The organism is Ramlibacter albus (genome assembly GCF_014297445.1).
Classification (GTDB): domain Bacteria; phylum Pseudomonadota; class Gammaproteobacteria; order Burkholderiales; family Burkholderiaceae_C; genus Ramlibacter; species Ramlibacter albus.
This window is the reverse complement of sequence record NZ_JACORU010000011.1, coordinates 84,139-104,738: the sequence shown is the minus strand read 5'-3', so window position 1 is coordinate 104,738 and position 20,600 is coordinate 84,139. Positions and strand designations below refer to the sequence as shown.

The window sequence follows — 20,600 nt, the reverse complement described above, 5'->3', positions numbered from 1 at the left end:
TCAGGCGATGCTGAAGGCCCCCGATACCGGAAGGCCGGGGAACATTTCTCCGGCCTTCCGGATGGCTTCGATGATGTCGCCGGCGCGGCACGAAAAACTGCGCGCCGGCCGAGAAGCGATGTTGAGCATCCACAGCGGTTCCTGGTCGGTGTCATCGAGCACAAGCGACGCAGGACGCCGCGGTGTTGCGCAGGCCTGCATCTCGCTCGTGATCGACACCAGATCGCAGCCGAAGTAATGGGTGATCGCGGCGACACACACCACCTGGTGCGGGCCGTAGTGGGCTCGATCCTCGGGATCCACGAGCGCATTGGCCTCGGGCGATCCGTCGGTGAGCTGATGCAGCGTTGCGAGGGGCATCTGCATCACCGCGTGTGTGATGTCGACGCGTTCCGGCGCTCCGGACGGAACCGCCTGGCCGCCAACCCAGTCCATGGGAATGAACTGAGCGTCGATGGTGTGCCGCGCGAGAGCGTGCGCAGACGGCGCGCACTCGACGAGCACGCCGTCTTGCAGCGCAAACAAGGTCGCGCCGTCGCTGGTGAGCGCCACGGCACGGTTGCGCTCAAGGTACTTGGCAACGCGGAACGCATCGTCCGGATGCAGGTCGATGACGCGACCGCCCGGCATCGCGTGTGCCTCGGCAAACGCTGCCGGGGCGAAGGCGCGGCGCAGCGGGACGGGCTGCAGCGAATACATCATCGGGTCAACATTGCTGCGCACATGCAGCGGCGCGACATTTGTAGAGTGCAAGTGCACCTCCATGTAGTTGGGTGAGCTCGTGGCTCGTTGTTGCAGGCGAAAACTTCGCCGACAGCGGTGTTGAAGGTCGGAACGAACCGACGGCTGGTGATCCAGTGCGCGCACTCTATGAGGGCCTGCGTGTGCTCGCAAACGATCAGGTCCACCGCAGCGTTCAGGGCAGGTGGCCGGTCGAGCTCGTGGTCAGCAAACGCGGATATGAGCGGCGGTCGAAACTCGTGAACGCCATCACTTGCCGATTGGAGCTTGCTGAAAGAAAGTCACGGCATCAAGCACCACGCCCTTGAAACTTCGCGAGTCTGCGGCAGGCTGGAGCGACATCATCAATTCGGAGAGCAGATGCTTCGCAGAATCACCCTGGCCGCGTTGGCGGCCGTCACGGCGCTCGCGGCGGGACTACCCTTCCCTGTTGCAGGGGGCAGCAAGCCTTCGGTGTCCGATTTGTCCGGACCTGGCGAGCCTGTCGTGGTCGAGCGTGTTCTGGACGGCGACACGGTCTCCGTTCGCGGACGACGCGAGCGAGTGCGGCTGGCGAACATCGACGCCCCCGAAATGAGTCACGGATACGGCAAGCCGGGCCAGCCTTTCAGCGTGCAATCCACCAAGTGGCTGACCGAGCAGGTCGAGGGTAAGCCGGGCGTGAGCATGCGCTGCGTCGACGAGGACCGCTACGGACGGTCGGTGTGCGATCTGTACCGAAACGGCAGCCACGTCAACAAGGAGCTCGTGCGCGCGGGGCTCGCGTGGGCGAACACTGCGAACAAGCGGTACCTGCGTGACCGGACCGTGCTCGATGCTCAGGAAGAGGCCCGGGCTGCACACCGCGGGTTGTGGGCACAGCCGAAACCGGTACCTCCATGGGAGTGGCGCCATACCTGCTGGGATGGCGCGGTCTGCGCGCCCTGAACAGCGGTCCCTTCGTTGTTGTTCGTTCGTTCGAGTATGGTCCTGCCTTTCGTGATGCGCGCGGGGCGCGCGGACCTACAACATGGAGATGAGGCGGGAGAGCAAATTTTGGTAATAGTGCAAAAGGCGGGGGGCGATGGCCCGCGTGAGCTTCCAGGCCCGGGACCGGACGGGGCTGATGCCGAATTGCAGCGGGGCTTGGACTTCATCGTCCAATGCGGCGGCTCTGTCGAGCGCACACAAGGCGGGCACTGGATTTGCCCGTCGGGTTCGGCTTTCCGGGAAGGCACGCCCTACCTTCGTAGCCGGACTGTCTACGCGCTCAAGCGGGCCGGCGCACTGCAGATCAACTGGGTCGGCAGGTTTGCAACAGCTCGACTCGGATCAGCGGAATAGCCGCGCGGCGAGTCAGATCGGTGTGAAGTTTCCCGCCAAGGGAATGAGGTCGATCAAGGGCGGTTCCACAAGGTCGTCGTCACGAAAGCGGACGTAGAGCACGCCGCCCTCTCGTACAACCTGCACTTTCTCGCGCGGCGAACCCATGGCGTCGTCCTGATACCAGTACGGGCCGGGCTTCTCTACTTCGTCTGACGTCATTGGACTCATGTGGACGGATGATGCACGCGCAAGGCGTGCGCATCAAGAAGGAAGTCGTGGGACGCACTTGAACATCGAGAGAAGTGCTGTTGAATGGTTCGAAAGAAATCGAACCGACAACAACACATGGATCTCACTTTCTCTCCATCTGCCACGGACGCCATTCTTTCCGCGGCGCAGATCCGCGCGCTACGAGACGCGTTGGATGGCCGGCTGATCGCGCTCTGCTTCGGAAGCGGTGTCGACTCGACCGCAATGATGGTCGCGCTTCGCGTCGCGGGCGTGAGGCCCCACGTGATCACGTTCGCCGATACCGGCGGCGAGAAGCCTGAGACGCTTGCACACCTGGATCGCATGCAGGCGGTCCTCGCGCTGTGGGGGTGGCCGCCGATTGACGTGGTGCGCACGAAGACCTTGCCGTCGACTGGATACACGACGCTGCTGGGCAACTGCTTGGCCAATGAAACGCTTCCGTCGCTGGCATTCGGCATGAGCAGCTGCAGCCTGAAATGGAAAGCGCACTGTCAGGACCAGTTCCTCATGGGCGCGCGGTCCGGGCCCAACGCGCGGCCGGAGCACGCCGTCTGGGTGGAAGCGAAGGCCGCTGGGCAGAAGGTGGTCAAACTGATCGGGTACGACTGCAGCAAAGCAGACACGCGCCGCGCGAAACGCGTGGCCGACGTCGAAAGCCCATTCGACTACGTCTATCCGCTTCAATTGCTTGGGTGGGTCCGCAGCGACTGCGTGAGCGCGATCGCGCGCTTCCTCGGCGTCGACATGGTGCCGATCAAGTCGGCGTGCTTCTTCTGCCCCGCTTCGAAGCATTGGGAGCTCTACTGGCTCGCCGCCATGCACCCCGAGCTGTTCGAACAGGCGTTGCACATGGAACGCGTGGCGCTCACAGGCCGCCACAGCCGCTTCGATGCGGTGGAGTTTGGCGGGAAGTCGTGGGAGGAGATGGTCGCGACGTCCGATCGTTTCCCCAGCACGAAGACCACAGTCGGCCTCGGCCGCAGCTTCGCGTGGAACCAGTGGGCACGCGTGAATGGCGTGGTGGACGCCGAGTTCCGGGTGGTCCGTGCTCGCCGCGAGGAGTTCCTGCTGCTCGCGAAGACGCTGGGCGGTGCGGACAACGCCTTCGACGCGCGGTCCTGCTCTGAGATAGCGGAATCCGAAGTGGAAGCGCAGCAGCTGCGTGAACTCGAGGAGGCCTTCGCATGATGCCGCCGCTCGGGACGCACTCGCCTCTCGTCCGCGTCGGAATGCCGCTGGTGAGCGGGGAGCTGCTCGACTACGGTGTTGCATCCGGGCTGCCGATGATGCTGTCGGCGAATGCGTTCGCCCGCGTCGACCGCAACCACGAGTTCGTCGGATTCAAGCTGGCCGCGGCGCAAGCTCTGCCCCGCGAAGCGGACCTGTGCCTCGACTCGGCCGGTTTCACCGCGAGCGCGTTGTACGGCGACTACCGGTGGACGGTGCGGGAATACTACGACTTGGTCTCCGCTGGCCCGTGGACGTGGCACAGCGCGATGGATCTGTGCGTTGAAGATGAGGTCGCCGGCGATGCCGGCACACGCCGCCTCCGAATCGACATGACGATTGCGCGCTATTTCGAATGCCGAAACGAAGCCAGCAAGAGGGGATGCGACGCGCCGGTTCCCGTGCTCCAGGGACGCTTTGCGGACGAGTACGTCCGCTGCGCCGAGGAAATGGGCATACCCGCAGATGCGCCGCTGGTGGGCGTGGGCTCGGTGTGCCGCCGACACCTGCATGGACCGGACGGGCTCTTCGCCATCGTGGCCGCATTGGACCGGGCGCTGGTGCCCGGAGTCGGATTGCATCTGTATGGCGCAAAAGGAGGCGCCTTGCGCGCGCTGCGCGAGCGCGGCTTGCTTCATCGCATTCGCTCGGTGGATTCCATGGCCTGGGACTACTCGGTCCGGCGCTCCACACCAACGGGTCGAACACAATTCGCACGCGCGCTCGCGATGGTCGATTGGCATGCGCGCCAGCTCGCCTATCTCTCTCGAGCAACCGCGCAAACTGTTCCAGTCCTCCAGCCGGCGCCGCGCCTGCAGGGGGACGTGGAGATCGCCGATGAGGCGGTGGGAGCGGCGCTGGCCGACCTGTGTGCGTCGAACGACATCAGCTACAGGGATGCGACTGCGCACCTGCCGATGGATCGCGCAATGGTCTACGCCGTGCTGCGCAACCACGGCGTGAAGGCTTTCGAGGACGAAGATCCTGAAGACGACTACGGTCTCGGCATCCTGTACCCGGCGGTTCGAGAAGCGTTCGTTGCTGCCGGGCGGATCGCCGCGGCCTGACTCAGCTTACTTCGCCAGTGCGAGCCCGAATGTGATGTCGTAGCGTGGGTCTGTCGCGCGCAACAGCTTGCACGCCACTTTCTCGGATTCGGTGAGTGCGTCGGCGGGTGATGCTCCCGGCCGGCCAGCGCATTTCATGATCGCATCACTCGACCAGGTGTCAGCTGGCGCCGCCAGAAACACCTTGGTGTAGCCGCAGAATTCGTCGCCGTGCACGAGAACGTAGCTGGCCAGGTAGTGCCCGGTGTCCGTAGGGCCGGTGATTCGGTCGACAACCACTGCCAGCAATGAAGAATCGAGGTCCATGGCTAGCTCGACGCCGTTGAACGCTTGACGGACGAATGCGGAGCCGACGTAGGCGCATCCTCGGACATCGGCACGAAGCTCGTGTAGGCCCCTTCCGGGCTGCGCACCGGCTCGCGCTGCAGGGCCTTCGCGCGATCGAACTGCGACCGGGCCTCCAGGCACTTCTGGAACGCGCGGCGTGTGTTCGGATCCAGAATTTCGCTCGTCTCGTGGAATGCTTCCAGGATCAGCGACGAGCTCGCGCTGGTCCGACCGTGGATCTTCAGCTCCCTGCGCAGGAGCGTGTAGAGCTGTGCGGCTCGGGGATAGAGCTTGGCGTGGTCTTCCGCGGCGCAGCGCGAAAGCGCCAGTGCGAGGCCGCCGGCGACCACCAGCAGCTGGTTGGAAACCGGATTGGCCTCGCGTGAGAGCAAGGGCAACTCGGTGTGGCCCGCCGCACGCCAGATGCCATTCCGGGCGATCAGGGAGATCATCTCGGTCAGCATCGAGTCACCCGCGAGGATGTGGTGGCGCGTCGGTCGCGGCGGCGATCGACGTGCATGAAATCGGTTGGAGATGGCCCATACGCCTCCTGGCTGGCATCCCCCTACGAAGGGGTGATGGTCATGCTAGGGGCAGGGTCGGTGCGCGGTACCGTGGGCTTCGTACCAACCTACGTCATTTGGAACCTGATTCGTGTCAGGTGTAGCGGAACTCCGCGCGGAAATGCGTAGGCGTGTACGGGGGCCAAGTGGGCTTGCGCTTGGGCCCTTTGAAGCGCAGCACGCCGCGAGCGACCAAGGCTGCGACCGTGCTGGTCTGGAATGCCGCGAATCGCGGGCGGAACCGTCCGTCGACCTCGCCCCAGTCGCCGGACTGCTCGGCATCGGCTTCGGCAGCCCACCACTGGCTGCCAACACGAACGATGGCCACGCTCTGGGTGCGGCGCATGCGCTCGACAACAGCTTCCATCTGCGCCGTCAAAGGCGCCGCGGTGTCGCTCGTGGGCATGACAGAGTTAGGCCGCGGTGCCGCGATTGCGGCGTTGCGCGAGCTGCAGCAGAGGCCTCACGACCTGGTCCTCGATGAGGATCGATACGCTGAGCAACGCGACCGCGATGGAGAATGCCTGCAGCGTTCCGCGCGTCACGTCGCTGATCTCGAACGCCGAGCAGCCGAACACTGCCGCCAGCACGAGTTCGAGCAGCGCCGCAACGGCAAGAAGCGCCAGTTGCGCTCTGGTGAGGGAGTGGTTCTTGTCCATGCGGCCTCCAGAAAGAGAAACCCATTCTAGGCGCGGCCGCCGCCGTTGTGCTGTTCACGGGAAGGCCTGGCAGCCTTTCAATCCCATGGAGCGTCCTGCACGCACCCGCGATCAGCGACGGGAGCGAGCAGGCTTCGCGGCAACCAGCCGTCGAAGGCGGGGAGCAAGTCATTGATCCTGTTGGCAGCGACGGTTTGCAGGTGCTGATTCGCCACCACTTGGAAGATGTCGCAGCGCATCAGCCACAGGTCGCTCGCGTCGGCTGCACAGCCGATTCGGATGCGAAGGCGATCGGCCTCGACGCCGGTGCAATCTCGCAGGACGTCTCGTGTCCGGTCCCGAAGTTCGGAGAGTTGCAAGCATCCGACCGCGGCCTCGGAACGACGCGGCGTCTGGTGCGCGCCACGGGCCACGCGCGCGCCGGGGCGGGCTTGTCTCCAGCGGGTGAGTACTGTAAGGACCAACATCTTGTCTCCTTCAGCGAACTGCGGACGCAACAATAGTTCTGTGCATCGCCGTCTGAAAGTGTGGCTTCTACGTTGTGGAAATCCACATACGCCCGGCTCCCCTGCATGAATCTTCGCTTGGCGAACTGTCGGTCACCTGTCGGGCGCCTGAAGGCGGGCATCCGGGCTTTCCCTGAGTACAGCGCCTGGAAGGGCGACGAGACGCGTGTGAGCGAGGGTGCGCGCAATCGAAGGCCGCCGCTACGCGAACGACAGGCGGTGGTTGAGGTCGAGTGGGATGGAGTTCCTGAACCCAGCTGCGTCACGCAGGCGGATCGCCTGTCCCACCACGTACTCCGCGATGCGTTCCGTCATTAGCCAGCGCCGGCCTGCATCCTCGGCCGCGCGCGCTGTGGTCCCGAAGCCCCCGAACGGATCTACCACCAGGTCCCCTTCGCGCGTCAGAAACCGAATCAGGAACGCGGCGAGGCCAAGCGGCATCACCGCGCCGTGAAGCGGCAATCCGAAGGCGCGGACGGCGCGCCGGGCCTCCGCGATCTCGCGACCATGCTGCGTGAACTCCAGGACGTTGCGTGGAATCCGGCCCGGCGTGCTTTGCGCAAACGAGCGACCCGCCCTGAGCGTGTACGCGCCGTCGGCCGAGCTCAGGTCGCGACGTTCGCCACCGGCTTCCATCAGCTTGCGATGCTGCTCGCTGTGGGGCATCAGCACTCGCCGGTTGTCCGCAAAGCAACGGATCGGATCGTTCGTGAACCAGAGGCAGTGCTCGTAGGCCACGTTCAGCTGCTGCCGTGTACCGCTGGCCCAAGCCATCGGCCCCGGAGCCTTGTTCTTCTGGTGCCAGACCAGCCTATCCATGAGCGCGAGCCCCAGTTCCTCATGCAATGCCAGAACCAGGCGCTCCACGTAGAGACTTCGAGCCGGAGTTCCTGACACGAACACGTCGTTGCCGGTCACCACGACAACCGAACCGCCTGGCAGCAGGTTCTTCACGATCGGCTCAAGCGACCTGACGATGAACTCCACGATCTCGCGTTCAGGCGGGTTGCCGTAGCGCCGCGGCTTCGCGAGTGCATAGGGAGGCGAAGTCAGGATCAGCGCGCAGGGCTCGGTGATGCCCTTGAACACGTCGCAGGACGACCACAGCGCGACGCCGAGCTGGGTGCTGAAGCCGACGAGCGTCATGCCGGCGGCCGCGGGCGTGAGCTCCTTCTCCAGCGCGCCGCGCAAGCGCCAGACCCCGCGCCGGCCAGGAACTCGCTCGACGAGATTCATGCGCCGAAGGGACTGCTGGTACCACCGGATCGCGCGCGTGGCCACGCAGTGCTTTCTCGTGTCGCGCCCGATCGTTTCCCGGCGCGCGTAGTCGTCGTCCGTGAATCCCAAGGACTCCTTGACCTCGGCGTAGAGGCAGTCGTTGGCGACTTCGCCTCTGCGCTGGTACACCGCCAGCACGGCCGCGAGCGCTGTTGCTTCACCCATGGTGGGCCGGTCCTGTGAAGTGGCGAAGCACCCGGCCGATGTGCCCTGCGTAGACCGCCACCGCGAGCCAGTAACAGGCCAGCGGTGGCTTGCGCGTAGCCCAAGCCTTCTTGGCCCGCTCCTGGGCCTCGCGCCGCAGGTCCTGCAGCAGGGCCAGCAACCAGTCGCGCGCCGGTGCCGGCATGTCCGCGGCGCGGGCCGCGCTGGGTAGTGCCAACAGTGGATTGCGCACCTCCGGCTTGTTGGAGCGGGGCGTGAGAGAAGCTGCGCCCGATGCGCGATTCGAAAGGTCGACGTACATGAAGACAGAGTCGCACGCGACGAGGTGTTGTCAACCACGCGGCATCGCCTTGCTTTCCGTGTCGCGTGTGAGATTGTGGTCTCATGCAATCGACAGCAGACCTATTCCAACGTGACGAGCGCGCATCGGCGATCGACGAACTCCATTTCGCGACGGCGATCTACACCTGCGAGCCTGTCGTGGACGCGTTGTTGGACCGCGTGAGCTGGCCATGCGGCACGAGAGCCCTCGTGGATACGTCTTGCGGTGACGGAGCCTTCCTTCGGCGCGCGCTCGCGCGTTTACTGCAACGTCATTCCGAGCTTGACGACGCGGAACTCCTCGCGCGAATCCAGGGGTGGGAAATCCATCCTTTTGCGGCAGAGCAAGCCCGTTGCACCGTCGCGGCCGTGCTGGGCGAGTTCGGCTATGCGCCGGACCGAGCTCGCCAGATCGCTCGGGAGCTCGTGCGGTGCGGCGACTTCCTCACGGACGGCCCGCGTGCACCGACCTTCGACGTCGTGATCGGCAATCCGCCCTACTCGAGGATGCTGAATGTGCCCGAGCTGCTCCGCGACGAGTACACCCGGCTCGTGCCTGAATACGCCCGCGCCGACCTGCTCCACTCGTTCATGGACAGGTCCGCCAAAGTCTTGCGACCAGGTGGCGAGCTCGCGCTCGTGACGAGTGACAGATGGTTGGGGAACCAGGGCGCGGCGCGGCTGCGCGAGGAGGTCGGCCGCTTCTTCCGCCTTGCCCATGTTGAACGTCTGGACGTCAACTCCACGTTCTACCGCCCGAAACAGCGGCGTGCCGGGAGTCCGCCCCGCGTGCACCCGTGTGCCGTCGTGCTGAAGTCTGCGGAGGGCGTGCCCATCACCGCGGCGCCGATCTATCCAGGCATCGCCACGGCGGCGGAAGCGCCCACAGGTCGCACCTTGGGCGATGTCTGCTCCATCCGGCTCGCGCCCTGGCTCGGCACAGCCGGGATCTTCCTCGTCGACGCAGCGGTCGCCGAAGGCCTGCCGCGCGAGCATCTGGTGCCTGCGATCGACACCGACGATGTCCGCGACGGGCAGCTGCGCGAGCCGACAAGATTCGCCGTTGCGACAACACCCCACGCGCGGCCACCCCAGGCCGTGCTCGATCACCTGGAGCGAACCATGCCCCGCATGTGTGCCCGCGGCCGGCGGGCATCCTGCGCGTGGCTGCCGCCCGAGCCGTTCCATGGCTTCGACCTGTCTCGTCCCTCCCTGCTGGTTCCTCGCATCGCCAAGAACCTGCGACCTGTTCACATCCCGGCTGGCGTCCTTCCGGTGAACCACAACCTGAGCATCGTGCGCAGCGGCGAGTATTCGCTGGAGCAGATCGAGGAATGTCTCGCCGGCGCGCTGGCTGCGGACTGGTTCCAACTGGTAGCACCTCGGCTCGAAAACGGCTACCGATCCATCACCACGCGGCTACTTCGGCAGTTGCCGATCGCCTGACTCTATCGGCCGGCTGGCGCAGCCCCGGCCGGGAGCGCGAACAGGCGCGGACCTCCCTTCGGTGGCTGGTAGCCGTCGTCGTCGGCGTTGACGATCTTGCGATAACAGTCGCTGCCGACGAACACCAGTTGCGCGTCGCGGGTGTCTGCTCTCAGAGGATTTCTGTCGCGGATCACGCGGTCACAAGCGAAGCATCGCTCGCGCGTCTGCGTTGTCATCGGCTCGGTGTCGGCAGCCGCGGGCAATCTGTGGGCTTCTCGCTGTACATCCAGGAGCCCTTCACGTCGAGCACCATGGGGATGTCGCGGGCGAGTGCGAGGCACCGCGAGTGGGGATACGGCTTGAGCTGCTGCCCGCCTGGTGCCGAGTACCAGTTCTCCGGGCAGGCGTCGCACCGGCCGAGCTGTTTCCCCGACAGGCCGGTTGCCGTGGCCACGGGTGTGATGTCGATCACCTTGTGCATGATGGGGCTCACACGTGCAATGCGAGGCTGCTCTGCGTCGCTGGCGGGTGGTACCGAGCGCGTACCTTCCCCTCGTTCAGGAGCAGGCGGAAGTTCTTGTCGCCTTCGCATAGGCAGTTTTGGGCGTCGAACGCGCTGAGCTTGCGCTGCACCCAGATGTCTGGGATGGCCTGCTCCAGCGCGGCTACCACCGTTGGCAACGCCACGTCGAATTCCGACTGCGACACGTGCCGGTGCACAGGCATTCCTGTAAGGCGATTCCAGCCTCGCGCGCTGCCCGGGCCCACGGGTGCCCACGTCTGTGCGTCGGGCCACGCTGCGCCGGCGGGAAGGTGGGCGAGGTCCGCCACGATCTGACCGGCCAAGAAGCTGCCCAGGCCGTCCAGCGCCAGCAGGTTTTCCCAAGTCCCGCGCATGCTGGGCGCGAGCAGCTGCTGCGCTTGCGCGGATACCTGGTTCACGACATCGCAGATGCTGTCGACCTTCGAACGGCCTGGTGTGCCTGGCACGATGTACGCGCCCGTGAACACCTTGTCGCCACGTTCTGCGCGCGCATGCAGACGCGCGCGTGCCTGCGGCAACAGCTGGCAGTCGAACCGCGCACCTTGCATCGAGTCCAAGAGGGCATCGGTCCAGTTCACGAGCCTGGCCATGGTGGCGGCTATGAGCTGCTCGGCGTGTGTCGCCGCGGGGTCATACCAGCTGGTGAACAGCTCCCTGCTGACGCGATCGTCCATGCGACGGACGTTGCACCATCGGAAGGCGCGAAGGTTCGCGTTGTGCGTCCACGGCCACGGCTCCCCGGCCTCTTTGCGCACACGCACTGCTTCTCGCTCCCGGATCCAGTCCACCAGCACGGCAAACTGGTCGGGAATGATGCCGGGGATCAGCATGGTGTTCCGCTTTGCCCGGGAAGCGCGCCGCTCTCCGCCACAACCTGCTCGGCGCGCTGCGCGAGCGTGCGAGCCAGAACGGACGCTTCGGCCGCCGCCTTCACCGGATCGCGCTGGCCGAGTCCCGCAATCGCTTGCAGAAGCCAACGAGGCGTCGCAGGGTCTTGTGAAAGGGCTTCGAGCGTCGGAGACGGCGGGCTGTCCAAGTCCTCGATGGCAGCTTCCAGAAGCGTTCCCCGCTGATCGGCCGCCAGCGCCCAGGTCCGCCCGCGGGCGCCGAATGTCTCGCACGGTGTGATGCGCAGAGCCGGCCGAGTCTCTCCTCCGCGCGGCCACGCTAGACCGCCTGTACGTGTCCACACTTCGTGGATCGCGCCAGTGGGTATTGCCGTGCCGCCGCGCGTGGCGTCCAACGTCGCGCACAGCATGCGCCATGCCTCCATGACGTCCTCGTTGGGCGTGTTCGCCTGCAGCCACCGCTCGAGCGTAACCCTTCCCTGCGCTTCATTCATCTCACCGCCGCCTGCACTCTCGTTGTCGGACACGACTGGTCTCCCTTGCAAATTCGTGCTGTCAGGACAGGCTCTCACGTGCGGGGCCCGTGTCAAGGTTAGTGCCCGGTGTGGGAATGGGCGGCGGCAGGACTTCGCCGGCCGCAGCGAAGATGCTTCGACCCCGTGGGGCTCGCGCGTGAAAGCGAAAGCGGTGCGGATCGAAGGTCACCTCGAATAGGCCCTTGTTCGCAGCCTGCCACAGGAGGGAATCCACCACTGCGACGCTGTCTCCGGTGCCTGCAGCAAGCTGTTGTGCCATCGCCTGGCAGCGGGCGAACCGCTCTCGCAGTGGACGACGCGGCCGGTCAGCGAGCCCAGCGAGCCTGCACATCCAGATATCAGGTTTGCAAACCGATCTCACTCCGCAATTCTTCGCGAGCTGGTACTTGGTGTCATCCCCGATGAACGGAAGGCTGGCGCACCAATCGATGATCGCCTGTGGGCTTCCGGAATCCAGCGCGGCGCGCATCGCCGCGAAGTTCATCGAGCGCTCTCGCCACACCTGCTCGATCGCTGCCGCCTTCGCGCGATAGCCGAACACCTCGACGACGGGTTCCCCGGCGTCCAGCGCGCGTCGAACCTTCCGTTCGATGGTGCGCGCAGCTTGAGTCGAGCGGCCCGCGCAGAGCTGAACCCAGACGATCTCCCCGGCGAGCGCCTCAGGCGTCGTGGGCGCTGTCACCGTGCTGGCCCATGCCAGCATCCGGTGGGCGTCAGGATCGTTGTTCAAGAGCCATTCCTTGATCTGGACGTACAGGTCCACGCTGAGTGCGTCTTGCACGGAGAGTTCTCCTCCAAGAAGTCGGACAGGCGCACTTCGGCGCCTGCGGGGATGCGGAGATACGGGCTGGCGCGCGGTGCACGCGACCGCGTGCAGAGGCGCCAAACGTGCTACGCGGCAGGAAGCAGACGCGGCTGGACGAATCCCATGAGCACGCGAGAGGGCTTCGGCAGGAAGCGGCCGGCGTGGGCGTGCTCGCCGCGCAATCGGTCCGGCTGGGCAGCGTAGGCACGACCACGGGGTGCCGACGGCAGCGGCAGCCGATCAGCGCCGTCATCGGAAAGATCGGTGCGGAAGAAGTTCACGAGGTTCTTCATCGTGGCACCTCTATGCCATTTGGAACGAAGAGCGCAGCAGGTTGCGCAGGCCCTGGACGAAATTCAGGCTCTTTCCTCGGGCTCGTCGGTGCCATTTGCCGCGGTGGAACGTGATCGCTGCCGGCACCGCCGGCGCTGCATCAGCGTACTGGTCGATGACAGGGACCAATCCGACGTTGGCGGCGAGCTCGAGCAGCTCGCGTCCCAGCTCGACATCCGGATGGTTCGCTCGGCCTTTCGCATGGAGAAGTCCCAACGCGGCGACGCAGCGCATGCAGCCTGCATCAGTTCCGTCACGGAAGTGCTTCTCCGCCTTCGCAATTCGAGGACCGTGGGATCTCTCGCCCTCCGTGGGTGTTCGCAGCAGCCACGTTCCCAGGTGAAAGTGAGCGCGACCCGTGCCGCAGCCGCCCTCTTCGAGCGCCACGCTGTACAGGTGCAACGCCACCTGCACGTCCTTTTCGATCCCGAAGCCGCACCGGTAGGCATCTGCTAGGAGAAGCGTTGCGTGCGCGCGCACGTCGACGCGAGGGCTGTTCAAGCGCAGCGCGCGAAGCAGGCTGATGCCCTGAACCCGCGCTGCGGCGCCGGCATCCGGCTCGTGCACCATCAGGGCTGCGGCCAGCACGGTCGCCGTCTCGCTGCCGAGAAGCTGAAGGTCCTGAAGGAGATGGGCAGCCGTGTCGCGTGCCGCTGTCGTACCGAGGGCGTGGATTGCGATGACCGCCGCGATCGCGTCCTCGAAGTCGATGCTGCGGTCGGCGGCTTCAGCGGAGATGACTTTTCGCATCGCCATCAGGTAGCTTTCCGGCACCCCCTCCGCGCCTTCCGCGCGTCCTTGCAGCGCATCACGCCAGGTGTCCAGGTGAGCGCGGAACATCGACGAGCACAGGGAGGCAGCGATGTCGGCGAGATCTGCGGCGGTCAGGCACGTGAAAGCGGAACGGTTCGAGTTCATGGCAGGGGTCCTTGATCAACGGGTGACGAGTTGCTGGAAGAAGTCCAGGGCGCGAGTGCGTTCGAGGGCCTGGCGCCGCTCGAGACAGCCGAGGTAGTGCGCAGCGACCTCGCGGTCAATGGGCGCCGGCGGAGCGGACTGCGAAGGCGGCAACGTGCCCGGCGAGGCCGGACGGAACGCGGGTGTCGATCGGCCGAGGATCAAGGTTTGCATGTGAACTCTCCATCTGAAAAAGTCGCCAGTGCGTCGGCGGGGTTAGGTCTGTCCGAAGCGGAGCAGCGCCTAGCGATGCCGACGGAAACCGATGGCATGGCTAGGCACAGCGCGGTGCGCGTGTTGGGGTGGTGGAACGCAGCGAAGGCGGGCGGGCCGCACGGGCTGCGAGTTGGCGGCTGGTGCGCCGCTGCAGCGGGATGCCCGCTGCGAGAGTTCTTGGAAGGCGTTTCGCCTTCGAGGCGGCCCGAGAAATCAGGTAGCCACGAATGCAGTTTCTTCCTCGGTGGCTCGACGCGTCAACAGATCACGTCCACCCATTCCCAAAAGCGAAAGGCCGCCCCGGAGGGCGGCCTTTCAAGGTTGTTGCGGAGCCGGCGATCATTCCGCAGTGCGGATGATCTCTCCCGGACGAACGGTGGCGACGAAAGCGTCGCGCAGCCGCTGCTTCAGTGCGGTGTCCCCTGCCGAATCGAAGCTCGCGGCGAACGACTCCCAGAAGGCGTCGTCTTGCAGGCAGACGACCTCCATGCGGGGAGCGTTGCGCACGCGCGTGCCGGGCTCGGCGAGCGTCGTTCGCACCACCGCCATGTGCGGCAAATGGCATTCGGACGCGACCACCTCGGTGCAGGTGTTCAGCGCCGTGGCCACCAGGTCCGCGATGCTGTCACCGCGCAGACCGGAGACCAGCGCGTTCCACAGGCGTGCACTGTTCTCCTGCCAGTCGTCGCGGTACTCGTCGTTTTCGTCCGTGTACGAGGACAGCGCATCCACGGGATGGTCCCAGCGGATGCCGCGCCCGATCACGAGGCAGACCGCTTCATGATCGCCGAAGGGCAAGTCCGCGTTGAAGGCCTTGCGCTCCGTGAAGCCGGCCGGCAGGAGCAGCCAGTCGTCTTCCACGATGCAGCGCAGCGGTGTCATCCGCTGGTCGGGATCGTTGATCACGATCTCGGCCTGGCTGGCAAGCTGGATCGTGACCTTCGACATCCAGTCGCCGGCATGGTAGTCCGCCTTGCCAGCACAGCCGCTTGCGTGGACGTCGAACGTGAACCCCTCGCAATCCGGTGTGCACAGGTTGAGCCAGTGACCCTCGGGCAGGTTGTCCGCCAGGGCGAGCACTTCCTCGCGCTGCATCACCTTCAGCAGCAGTGCTGCCGCGCGACTCGCGGACGGTGCGTACGGCGTGTTGCGCCAGATCCGGAACTTGCCTTGCTCCACGTCTTCGCGAGAAAGCAGGTGTGCTTCCGGGTCGCCCTGCGCCGTCGTAGCGAGCGCCGTGCAGCGATCCATCATCCGCTCCGAGCTCTCCAGGATCGCTCCGATGCGGAAGAAGAGGCTCGCCGGGATCCAGGGGACGTCGTTCATCAGGTCCAAGCGCCGGAACACCTTGCATTCCGTCCAGTGGCGGGACGCGAATTCCTTGGGCGTGAGCTTGGCCTTCCGGTCGACAAGGTAGCGCTCGACGAGCTCCGTCAGCGACGTGGAGATGCGCTTGAAGGCGCGCTCCTGATCGTAGAGGTGGGCACGGTCGGGCATCTTCGGGATGAACGATGCGTTGTCGAGGTGCACGATCACGCACGGGGTGCCGTTGCGGACCGCACTGCCGTTGATCGGCAGCCCCTGCAGAAAGTACACGTTGTAGGCGTGCGCGTTCACCATGACGACCTGCCGGTCCGGCGCCCGGTGGATGCCGTACACCGACACGAAGCCGATGTCCGTCTTCTCGCCAGGGATGTTCTCCTGCGCGAAAGGACGCGGCAGGTCCTCGCCATTCAAGCGGACAGGGATGGCGAAGCCTTGGGCGTAGGCGCGCAGCTCTTCGACCATCTCGTAACGGGCCAAGCCGACGATGCCGGCCGAGGGCACTTCATGCTTCGCCGGCAGCAGATTCGGCGCGAGGTTGCGCATCTCGATCCGTGTTCCTTGCACCGGGGCGCTCTCGTCGACGTCGACGGCGATCGCGCGCTTCTCAACGACTGCGTCGATGCTGACGCGAAGTCTGCGGCCGCGGGATCGGAACGTGACTTCCTCGCAGGCAAAGAGCACGCTGAACAGGCCCATCCCGAAGGGGTTCTCGGTGAGCATCGTCTCGTCATCCCAGCCCGACTGGGCCAGCACGACCAGGTTCTGGAAGTCAGCGATGCCCGTGCCGTCGTCGCACACGGTGAGCGTCTTCTGGTCGGGGTCGAAGTCGAAGGTGACGCCGCTCGCACGGGCACGTCTGGCGTTCTGCATCAGCTCGCCGAGGACGGAGAAGCTGCTTGCGAAGAGGTGCTTCAGGGAGCCGAGAAGCTTGGCTTCGCTGATGCCTGCAGTGACGGTCTCCTGGCGAGGCGTGTTGATTGTTTCGCTCATGTGGGATTGCTTTCTGCGGCCGGTAGCCGCGCAGCCCGAACGAAACTTGCCCTGCGGGCAGGTCTGCCCGGGCAGGGTGGATGGTGTGTGTCGCGCTCGACGCGCGCTCTCTGGCGGATGCCAAAGTGCCCGCATGCTCCATCAATGCCAGTGTGACGTCAAACGATGACGTTCGCGCACAGAGCGCCCGCCGTTAAGAAGCAGTTGCCTCCGAAAGGCGCCGTCTGGCGCGCGGGGTGCGTTCCAAAACTGCGGGCGATAGGCGAGCTTCGAAAGTCTCCCGCTCAGGATGCCCTGGCACGGCGTGGAAAAGCATCTCGCGGACGACCGGCACACGATCCGCCTGTGCTTTGCCGGCGGCCGGTGCTGTGACGCTGCCAAGGCCACGCAAGAACTCTCGCAGATCTTCGAGAGTGCCTTTGCGCATGAAGGGCGTCAGGTAATGCCCGATCTCGATCAGCGATCCAGATGCAGTATTGCTCTCCACATCCCTCCAGCGCCAGAGCAGCAGGCAGGCGGCCTGTTGCGAGTAGCCCATCTCCGGGGACGATGGACGCAGGATGTCGCGCCGCACGAACCGGTCCATTGCATCGTAGTTGGGCACGTGCCGGGCACGTTCTCTCGCCCGCGCGATCCGGCCTTTGCGCTCGTGGTCGCTCAGGCCATCCCAGGCCGCTTGCCACGCGGCCATTGCTTCTGAGGTGCCATCGACAACGTCGACGACGACCAGAGGCTCCCGCGGACGCATTGGGTCGAGGAACATGATCCGGAACTCGTCGTCGAACAGCGCCTTGGGCTGATCAAGGTAGCCGCGCCACTTCGCAAGCTTGGCGCGCGCCAACTGTTTTGCCGACTCAAGATCAGGCGCATCGCCGTAAAAAGTCGATCTGTCCCACGCCCCTCCATCTAGCGCACGTACTGTGTAGCCGCCGTTCGAGTTGGAGAGCAGGAAGGGCCGCTGCCACCACTGGTCGATCTGGCGCTTCGAGCGATCCTCGTTCGGCGTGTCGTCGAAGTTCTTCGGCAACGGCGGGTCGATGGGGAACTCGTCGTCAGCTGGAGATGCGCCGCGCAAAGACGTGACTTCGTGCCAGCTGGCATAGCCCTGCTCGCGCGCCAAGCGCTCGAGGGCCTCGCTGTGGGAAATGGATTGGGTACGCGCGAGCACCTTCGCGGCGCGCTTCATCGACGCCACCTTCGTGGCCGTGGGCGGTTTCTTCATCTCGCATTCCTCACACCGGAAGCAGCCCACTTGCTCGGTGCCAGAAATGGAGCCGAAGAATCGCGTCTCCGTCTCGTCGAAACAAGTTCGCCAACGTGGGCCGGCCGGCGCGGGAGGAAGCGCTCGGCGTCGATTCTATTTCACCTGGCAGGAAGAACGCCTTCTGGTGCTACCGGCAGGAGCGGCCTTCGCGGCAAGGTGCAAGGACCGGGTCATCGGCGGGCACGCCGTTGGCGATCGCCATCGCTCCGCCGTCTTCGCGCACGTCGGATCCGAACCGACCTGACCGAAGCCCGAGACGCACCGCGAGGTTGTGGTCTGCTCCCCGCAGAAGGAAGCCTGCGCAGGTGTGTGGCCTCTCGACACCGGACTCATGGCAGGCGAACACATGCGTGCTCAGGTCGTAGGCCGTCTCCGCGCTGTGGCGAAACGCCTCCGCCGGAAAGCTGCCGTCGTTCTCGACGCGCCACGGACATCCCGGACACGGCTTGCGCCGATAGCCGCCCTGCCCGCCCTCGGCTGTGACCACCTGGTGATCAGGGCCCGCGGCGCGGATGCGCGTGACCTTCCTCACCGGCTTTCCGCGAGCCACTGCTGCAGCGTCGGGTGTAAGACGGCTCCGCCGCCCTTGCGCACCATCTGGCTCACCGACGAATTCGGGTTGCCGAGATCGCTGGCCAGTGCTGTGCGCAGCGCCCGGTGCAGGTCCGGCTCCTGCATGAAGACGCGCGGGCCCTGGCTGAACACTGGCCGACCCAGCGACTCGCCGTCCTGAAGGCGATACACCATCCAAATCCAGTGGCCAGCGGGGCTGCCGATGCGGTCCATCACGGCCGACCAGGTGCCGGTGGCGGTGACCGAACAGACAGCCGCCGTCATGGCGAGCCGGACTTTGGGATGGTCCCCGGTGAGCTGCGCCTGACTGCACTCGAGGATGGGTTCTGCGGCGAGCCCGGCAACCTGTGCCGGCGTCATCTTGAGCTTCTGGAGCTCGCGCCGCGCGCGGAGCATTTCGGAGGAGAGGGTCGCGCCACCGGTGATCCACATTGTGGCCGTGTCGAACAGGTAGAGGAACGTGTCCTGCGAGGCGAGCGGAACCTGAACGCCGCCCGGCCCAAGGTGGATTTGCCAGCCCGGGTTCAGCTGGTTGCCGACCTCCTGCCAGAACCGATCCTCGCCTGTCCCCACGGTAGCTCCTGTAGCGAATTGCATTCCCATACAGGAAGAATACCCGGCGACCCGGCTGCCGCAACCCGCCCAACTGGCATGTCGAGCGTCGCTGGCGGCGCCGGGCCCGGTGTGGCTCAGAAGTTGATTTCTGCGCCGTCCACTGGACGGTGAGCCTCCGCCCAGCAGGTGACGCTGACGTTGAGGTTCACGGTTTGCTCGATCACCTTACGCAGCTCGCCGATGCGTTCTGCGAGCGCCGACAGGGTGAGGTCCACGTCACCGAAGCGTACGGCAATCTGCATTGCATCGCCGTCGAGCACCGGCAAGCCATCTGCGCAACTTCCCACCAGCCACGCCTCGGTCGCGCCAGCCGTGCGGAACGCTTCGCCGGCGCCGTCTCCCAGCTGGGTGAGCCAGGTGTGCAGCCGCTTGATTTCGAGCTTGCCGACGTGCGTGGGCGTGGAGACATAGGCGCTGGAGATGCTGGGGCGCTCGTGTCCCATCTGACGCGAGATCTCGAGGTAGGCATTTCGAACGTCTTCGACCCGCGCGTCATAGGCGGCCTTCGGCAAGAGTCCGAGCACCGGTGCCGGCATGCCGGTCAAATCCTTGAACAGGTCCGTGCCGAACTGGTGGCGCAGGCCGTGCGGAGTGATGCCCAGCACGCTTTTGGACGCGCCGTACTTGCGCACGAGATACCGCTGGCGTTCCTTCATTTGCTTGAGCGTCAGGCCCCGGATGGCGAGTCTTCGTTTGGGATGCTTTGCAGCAAGCGCTTTGGCGTTTGCCAGCACGCGGCGTTGCCATTCCGCCTTCTCGGGATCGTCGCTGAACTTGACCTTGCGGCGTTTGCCTCCCTTCGTGCCGCGATGCACCGAGAGGTGGACGTCTGCGTCCGAGTCGGCGGGCTCGATCTGCACCGACTCGTTCACTCGCAGCCCGAACGCGAGCATCATGTCCAGCTGCGCACCGACGACGGGTTCTTCGTCGCGGATGGCGTCAATAAGGGGTTTCGGGTCCACCCCGAGGTCGCGCCAGCCTTTCGGAAGGTCGGGGATGGTTGCCCGGCTCACATTCGCACCGCTGAGCCCGTTTTGGCGAAGGATTTCCGACCAGGCGCGGCCGCTGGGAATCGCTTTCGGCTTCCCGGTCAGTGTGAGGGTTCGCCTCCAGATGCTCACGCGCCATTTGATGGTGTCGACCGTGTCCGGGCGCTTCAACCACAGCCGGATCAGGGCCAGCATGTGCTTCTGCCCGAACTCGGACAGGTTCTGGATGGGCATGCGCGCGCTGTACAACTCCCCGATCGATTGACCGAGTACCTTGCCGTAGTGGGTCAATGTCATTTCGCCGATCGTGCGCTTGTTGCCGGTGCCAGACGGTATCTGGACTTGGCCGAGGAAAGCTGCCACCTGCTTTAGCGGATCGCCAGCATGCTTCTTGCACACCGCATCGAGCGTGCGTTTGAAGATGCCTTCACCAGCCTTCCTCGAAGCGGTCTGTGCTTTCTCGGCTTGGCGTCGGGCGCGTTCGGCGCGGTTCACCTCGCGGGCATTGGGAAGAACGATGTCATCCTCGCTGGTCGGGATGGCGCTGCCTTGCGAGGCGAAGAGGTCCGCAACGTCGGGCGCGACGGTTTTACCGGTGCCTGGATTGGGTTGCGGGTTGGGTACAGATTGCATGAAAGTCCTTTGGTCTCGTTACTGGGATCACGCGCGGTCGCGCGTGCCGATGAGGACGCGGGGGCATCCGCATTGGCATGCGCGAAACGAAGCGGGCTACGGAGCGGACTGGCTAACTGCGGGTACTGCGAA

At 65.3% G+C, this 20,600-nt stretch carries 26 protein-coding genes; 4 read left to right on the top strand and 22 right to left on the bottom strand.

Annotation, left to right across the window (positions count from 1 at the left end):
* Entirely contained in the window at positions 1-753 is a 753-nt protein-coding gene (locus tag H8R02_RS24000; RefSeq protein WP_187084034.1) for a hypothetical protein, read from the bottom strand.
* A 255-nt stretch (positions 754-1,008) separates the two neighbouring features.
* Here H8R02_RS24000 and H8R02_RS23995 point away from each other — a divergent pair, with 255 nt between their 5' ends.
* A complete protein-coding gene (locus H8R02_RS23995) occupies positions 1,009-1,668 on the top strand; it encodes a thermonuclease family protein (RefSeq protein ID WP_187084033.1) in 660 nt (219 codons plus the stop codon).
* A 408-nt stretch (positions 1,669-2,076) separates the two neighbouring features.
* Here H8R02_RS23995 and H8R02_RS23990 read toward each other — a convergent pair whose 3' ends face one another.
* Complete coding sequence (locus H8R02_RS23990) at positions 2,077-2,265, bottom strand: hypothetical protein (protein ID WP_187084032.1); 189 nt, start codon at positions 2,263-2,265, stop codon at positions 2,077-2,079.
* A gap of 93 nt (positions 2,266-2,358) precedes the next feature.
* On the opposite strand from H8R02_RS23990, the gene H8R02_RS23985 reads away from it, so the two are divergent.
* Together H8R02_RS23985 and H8R02_RS23980 are read left to right on the top strand one after the other, a co-directional pair.
* On the top strand, positions 2,359-3,486 hold the full coding sequence (locus H8R02_RS23985) for a hypothetical protein (protein ID WP_187084031.1): 1,128 nt from the start codon (positions 2,359-2,361) through the stop codon (positions 3,484-3,486).
* Positions 3,483-4,592 carry a deazapurine DNA modification protein DpdA family protein gene (locus H8R02_RS23980; RefSeq protein ID WP_187084030.1) on the top strand — a complete coding sequence of 370 codons (1,110 nt, stop codon included), beginning with the start codon at positions 3,483-3,485 and terminating at the stop codon, positions 4,590-4,592. Before H8R02_RS23985 ends, H8R02_RS23980 begins: the two co-directional genes overlap by 4 nt.
* 6 nt (positions 4,593-4,598) lie before the next feature.
* Here H8R02_RS23980 and H8R02_RS23975 read toward each other — a convergent pair whose 3' ends face one another.
* The 7 genes from H8R02_RS23975 to H8R02_RS23945 form a co-directional block, all read right to left on the bottom strand.
* On the bottom strand, positions 4,599-4,898 hold the full coding sequence (locus H8R02_RS23975) for a hypothetical protein (protein ID WP_187084029.1): 300 nt from the start codon (positions 4,896-4,898) through the stop codon (positions 4,599-4,601).
* A gap of 2 nt (positions 4,899-4,900) precedes the next feature.
* Complete coding sequence (locus tag H8R02_RS23970; protein ID WP_187084028.1) at positions 4,901-5,383, bottom strand: hypothetical protein; 483 nt, start codon at positions 5,381-5,383, stop codon at positions 4,901-4,903.
* Positions 5,384-5,576: 193 nt separating this feature from the next.
* Entirely contained in the window at positions 5,577-5,888 is a 312-nt protein-coding gene (locus H8R02_RS23965; RefSeq protein ID WP_187084027.1) for a hypothetical protein, read from the bottom strand.
* Positions 5,889-5,895: 7 nt separating this feature from the next.
* On the bottom strand, positions 5,896-6,141 hold the full coding sequence (locus H8R02_RS23960) for a hypothetical protein (protein WP_187084026.1): 246 nt from the start codon (positions 6,139-6,141) through the stop codon (positions 5,896-5,898).
* A 77-nt stretch (positions 6,142-6,218) separates the two neighbouring features.
* Positions 6,219-6,608, bottom strand: a complete 390-nt coding sequence (locus H8R02_RS23955) for a hypothetical protein (protein ID WP_187084025.1) — start codon at positions 6,606-6,608, stop codon at positions 6,219-6,221.
* Positions 6,609-6,848: 240 nt separating this feature from the next.
* Positions 6,849-8,090, bottom strand: a complete 1,242-nt coding sequence (locus tag H8R02_RS23950; protein WP_187084024.1) for a site-specific DNA-methyltransferase — start codon at positions 8,088-8,090, stop codon at positions 6,849-6,851.
* Complete coding sequence (locus H8R02_RS23945) at positions 8,083-8,391, bottom strand: hypothetical protein (protein ID WP_187084023.1); 309 nt, start codon at positions 8,389-8,391, stop codon at positions 8,083-8,085. The genes H8R02_RS23950 and H8R02_RS23945 overlap by 8 nt, the downstream gene beginning before the upstream one ends.
* A gap of 83 nt (positions 8,392-8,474) precedes the next feature.
* Here H8R02_RS23945 and H8R02_RS23940 point away from each other — a divergent pair, with 83 nt between their 5' ends.
* Complete coding sequence (locus H8R02_RS23940; protein ID WP_187084022.1) at positions 8,475-9,857, top strand: Eco57I restriction-modification methylase domain-containing protein; 1,383 nt, start codon at positions 8,475-8,477, stop codon at positions 9,855-9,857.
* A 2-nt stretch (positions 9,858-9,859) separates the two neighbouring features.
* Here the strand turns inward: H8R02_RS23940 and H8R02_RS23935 are convergent, their stop codons facing one another.
* The 13 genes from H8R02_RS23935 to H8R02_RS23875 form a co-directional block, all read right to left on the bottom strand.
* Complete coding sequence (locus H8R02_RS23935; protein WP_187084021.1) at positions 9,860-10,075, bottom strand: hypothetical protein; 216 nt, start codon at positions 10,073-10,075, stop codon at positions 9,860-9,862.
* Positions 10,072-10,332, bottom strand: coding sequence for a hypothetical protein (locus H8R02_RS23930; RefSeq protein ID WP_187084020.1), 261 nt, complete (start codon positions 10,330-10,332; stop codon positions 10,072-10,074). The genes H8R02_RS23935 and H8R02_RS23930 overlap by 4 nt, the downstream gene beginning before the upstream one ends.
* Positions 10,329-11,213: a nucleotide kinase domain-containing protein gene (locus H8R02_RS23925; protein ID WP_187084019.1), complete on the bottom strand. Its 885-nt coding sequence runs from the start codon at positions 11,211-11,213 to the stop codon at positions 10,329-10,331. Before H8R02_RS23925 ends, H8R02_RS23930 begins: the two co-directional genes overlap by 4 nt.
* A complete protein-coding gene (locus tag H8R02_RS23920; RefSeq protein ID WP_187084018.1) occupies positions 11,207-11,758 on the bottom strand; it encodes a hypothetical protein in 552 nt (183 codons plus the stop codon). Before H8R02_RS23920 ends, H8R02_RS23925 begins: the two co-directional genes overlap by 7 nt.
* A gap of 28 nt (positions 11,759-11,786) precedes the next feature.
* Positions 11,787-12,548 (bottom strand): hypothetical protein, encoded by a 762-nt coding sequence (locus H8R02_RS23915; RefSeq protein ID WP_187084017.1) that lies wholly within the window; start codon positions 12,546-12,548, stop codon positions 11,787-11,789.
* 110 nt (positions 12,549-12,658) lie between these two features.
* Positions 12,659-12,865, bottom strand: a complete 207-nt coding sequence (locus H8R02_RS23910; RefSeq protein WP_187084016.1) for a hypothetical protein — start codon at positions 12,863-12,865, stop codon at positions 12,659-12,661.
* A gap of 10 nt (positions 12,866-12,875) precedes the next feature.
* Positions 12,876-13,823: an SEL1-like repeat protein gene (locus H8R02_RS23905; RefSeq protein WP_187084015.1), complete on the bottom strand. Its 948-nt coding sequence runs from the start codon at positions 13,821-13,823 to the stop codon at positions 12,876-12,878.
* Positions 13,824-13,838: 15 nt separating this feature from the next.
* Complete coding sequence (locus tag H8R02_RS23900) at positions 13,839-14,036, bottom strand: hypothetical protein (protein WP_187084014.1); 198 nt, start codon at positions 14,034-14,036, stop codon at positions 13,839-13,841.
* A gap of 381 nt (positions 14,037-14,417) precedes the next feature.
* The gene (locus H8R02_RS23895) at positions 14,418-16,394 is read right to left on the bottom strand and encodes an ATP-binding protein (RefSeq protein WP_187084013.1); all 1,977 of its coding nucleotides are present in this window, start codon (positions 16,392-16,394) and stop codon (positions 14,418-14,420) included.
* A gap of 193 nt (positions 16,395-16,587) precedes the next feature.
* Positions 16,588-17,616 carry a P-loop NTPase family protein gene (locus H8R02_RS23890; RefSeq protein ID WP_187084012.1) on the bottom strand — a complete coding sequence of 343 codons (1,029 nt, stop codon included), beginning with the start codon at positions 17,614-17,616 and terminating at the stop codon, positions 16,588-16,590.
* Between the two features lie 169 nt (positions 17,617-17,785).
* Positions 17,786-18,190, bottom strand: coding sequence for a DUF6283 family protein (locus H8R02_RS30865; protein ID WP_187084011.1), 405 nt, complete (start codon positions 18,188-18,190; stop codon positions 17,786-17,788).
* On the bottom strand, positions 18,187-18,804 hold the full coding sequence (locus H8R02_RS30860; RefSeq protein ID WP_187084010.1) for a hypothetical protein: 618 nt from the start codon (positions 18,802-18,804) through the stop codon (positions 18,187-18,189). The genes H8R02_RS30865 and H8R02_RS30860 overlap by 4 nt, the downstream gene beginning before the upstream one ends.
* A gap of 116 nt (positions 18,805-18,920) precedes the next feature.
* The gene (locus H8R02_RS23875) at positions 18,921-20,468 is read right to left on the bottom strand and encodes a tyrosine-type recombinase/integrase (RefSeq protein WP_187084009.1); all 1,548 of its coding nucleotides are present in this window, start codon (positions 20,466-20,468) and stop codon (positions 18,921-18,923) included.
* Positions 20,469-20,600: the final 132 nt, after the last annotated feature.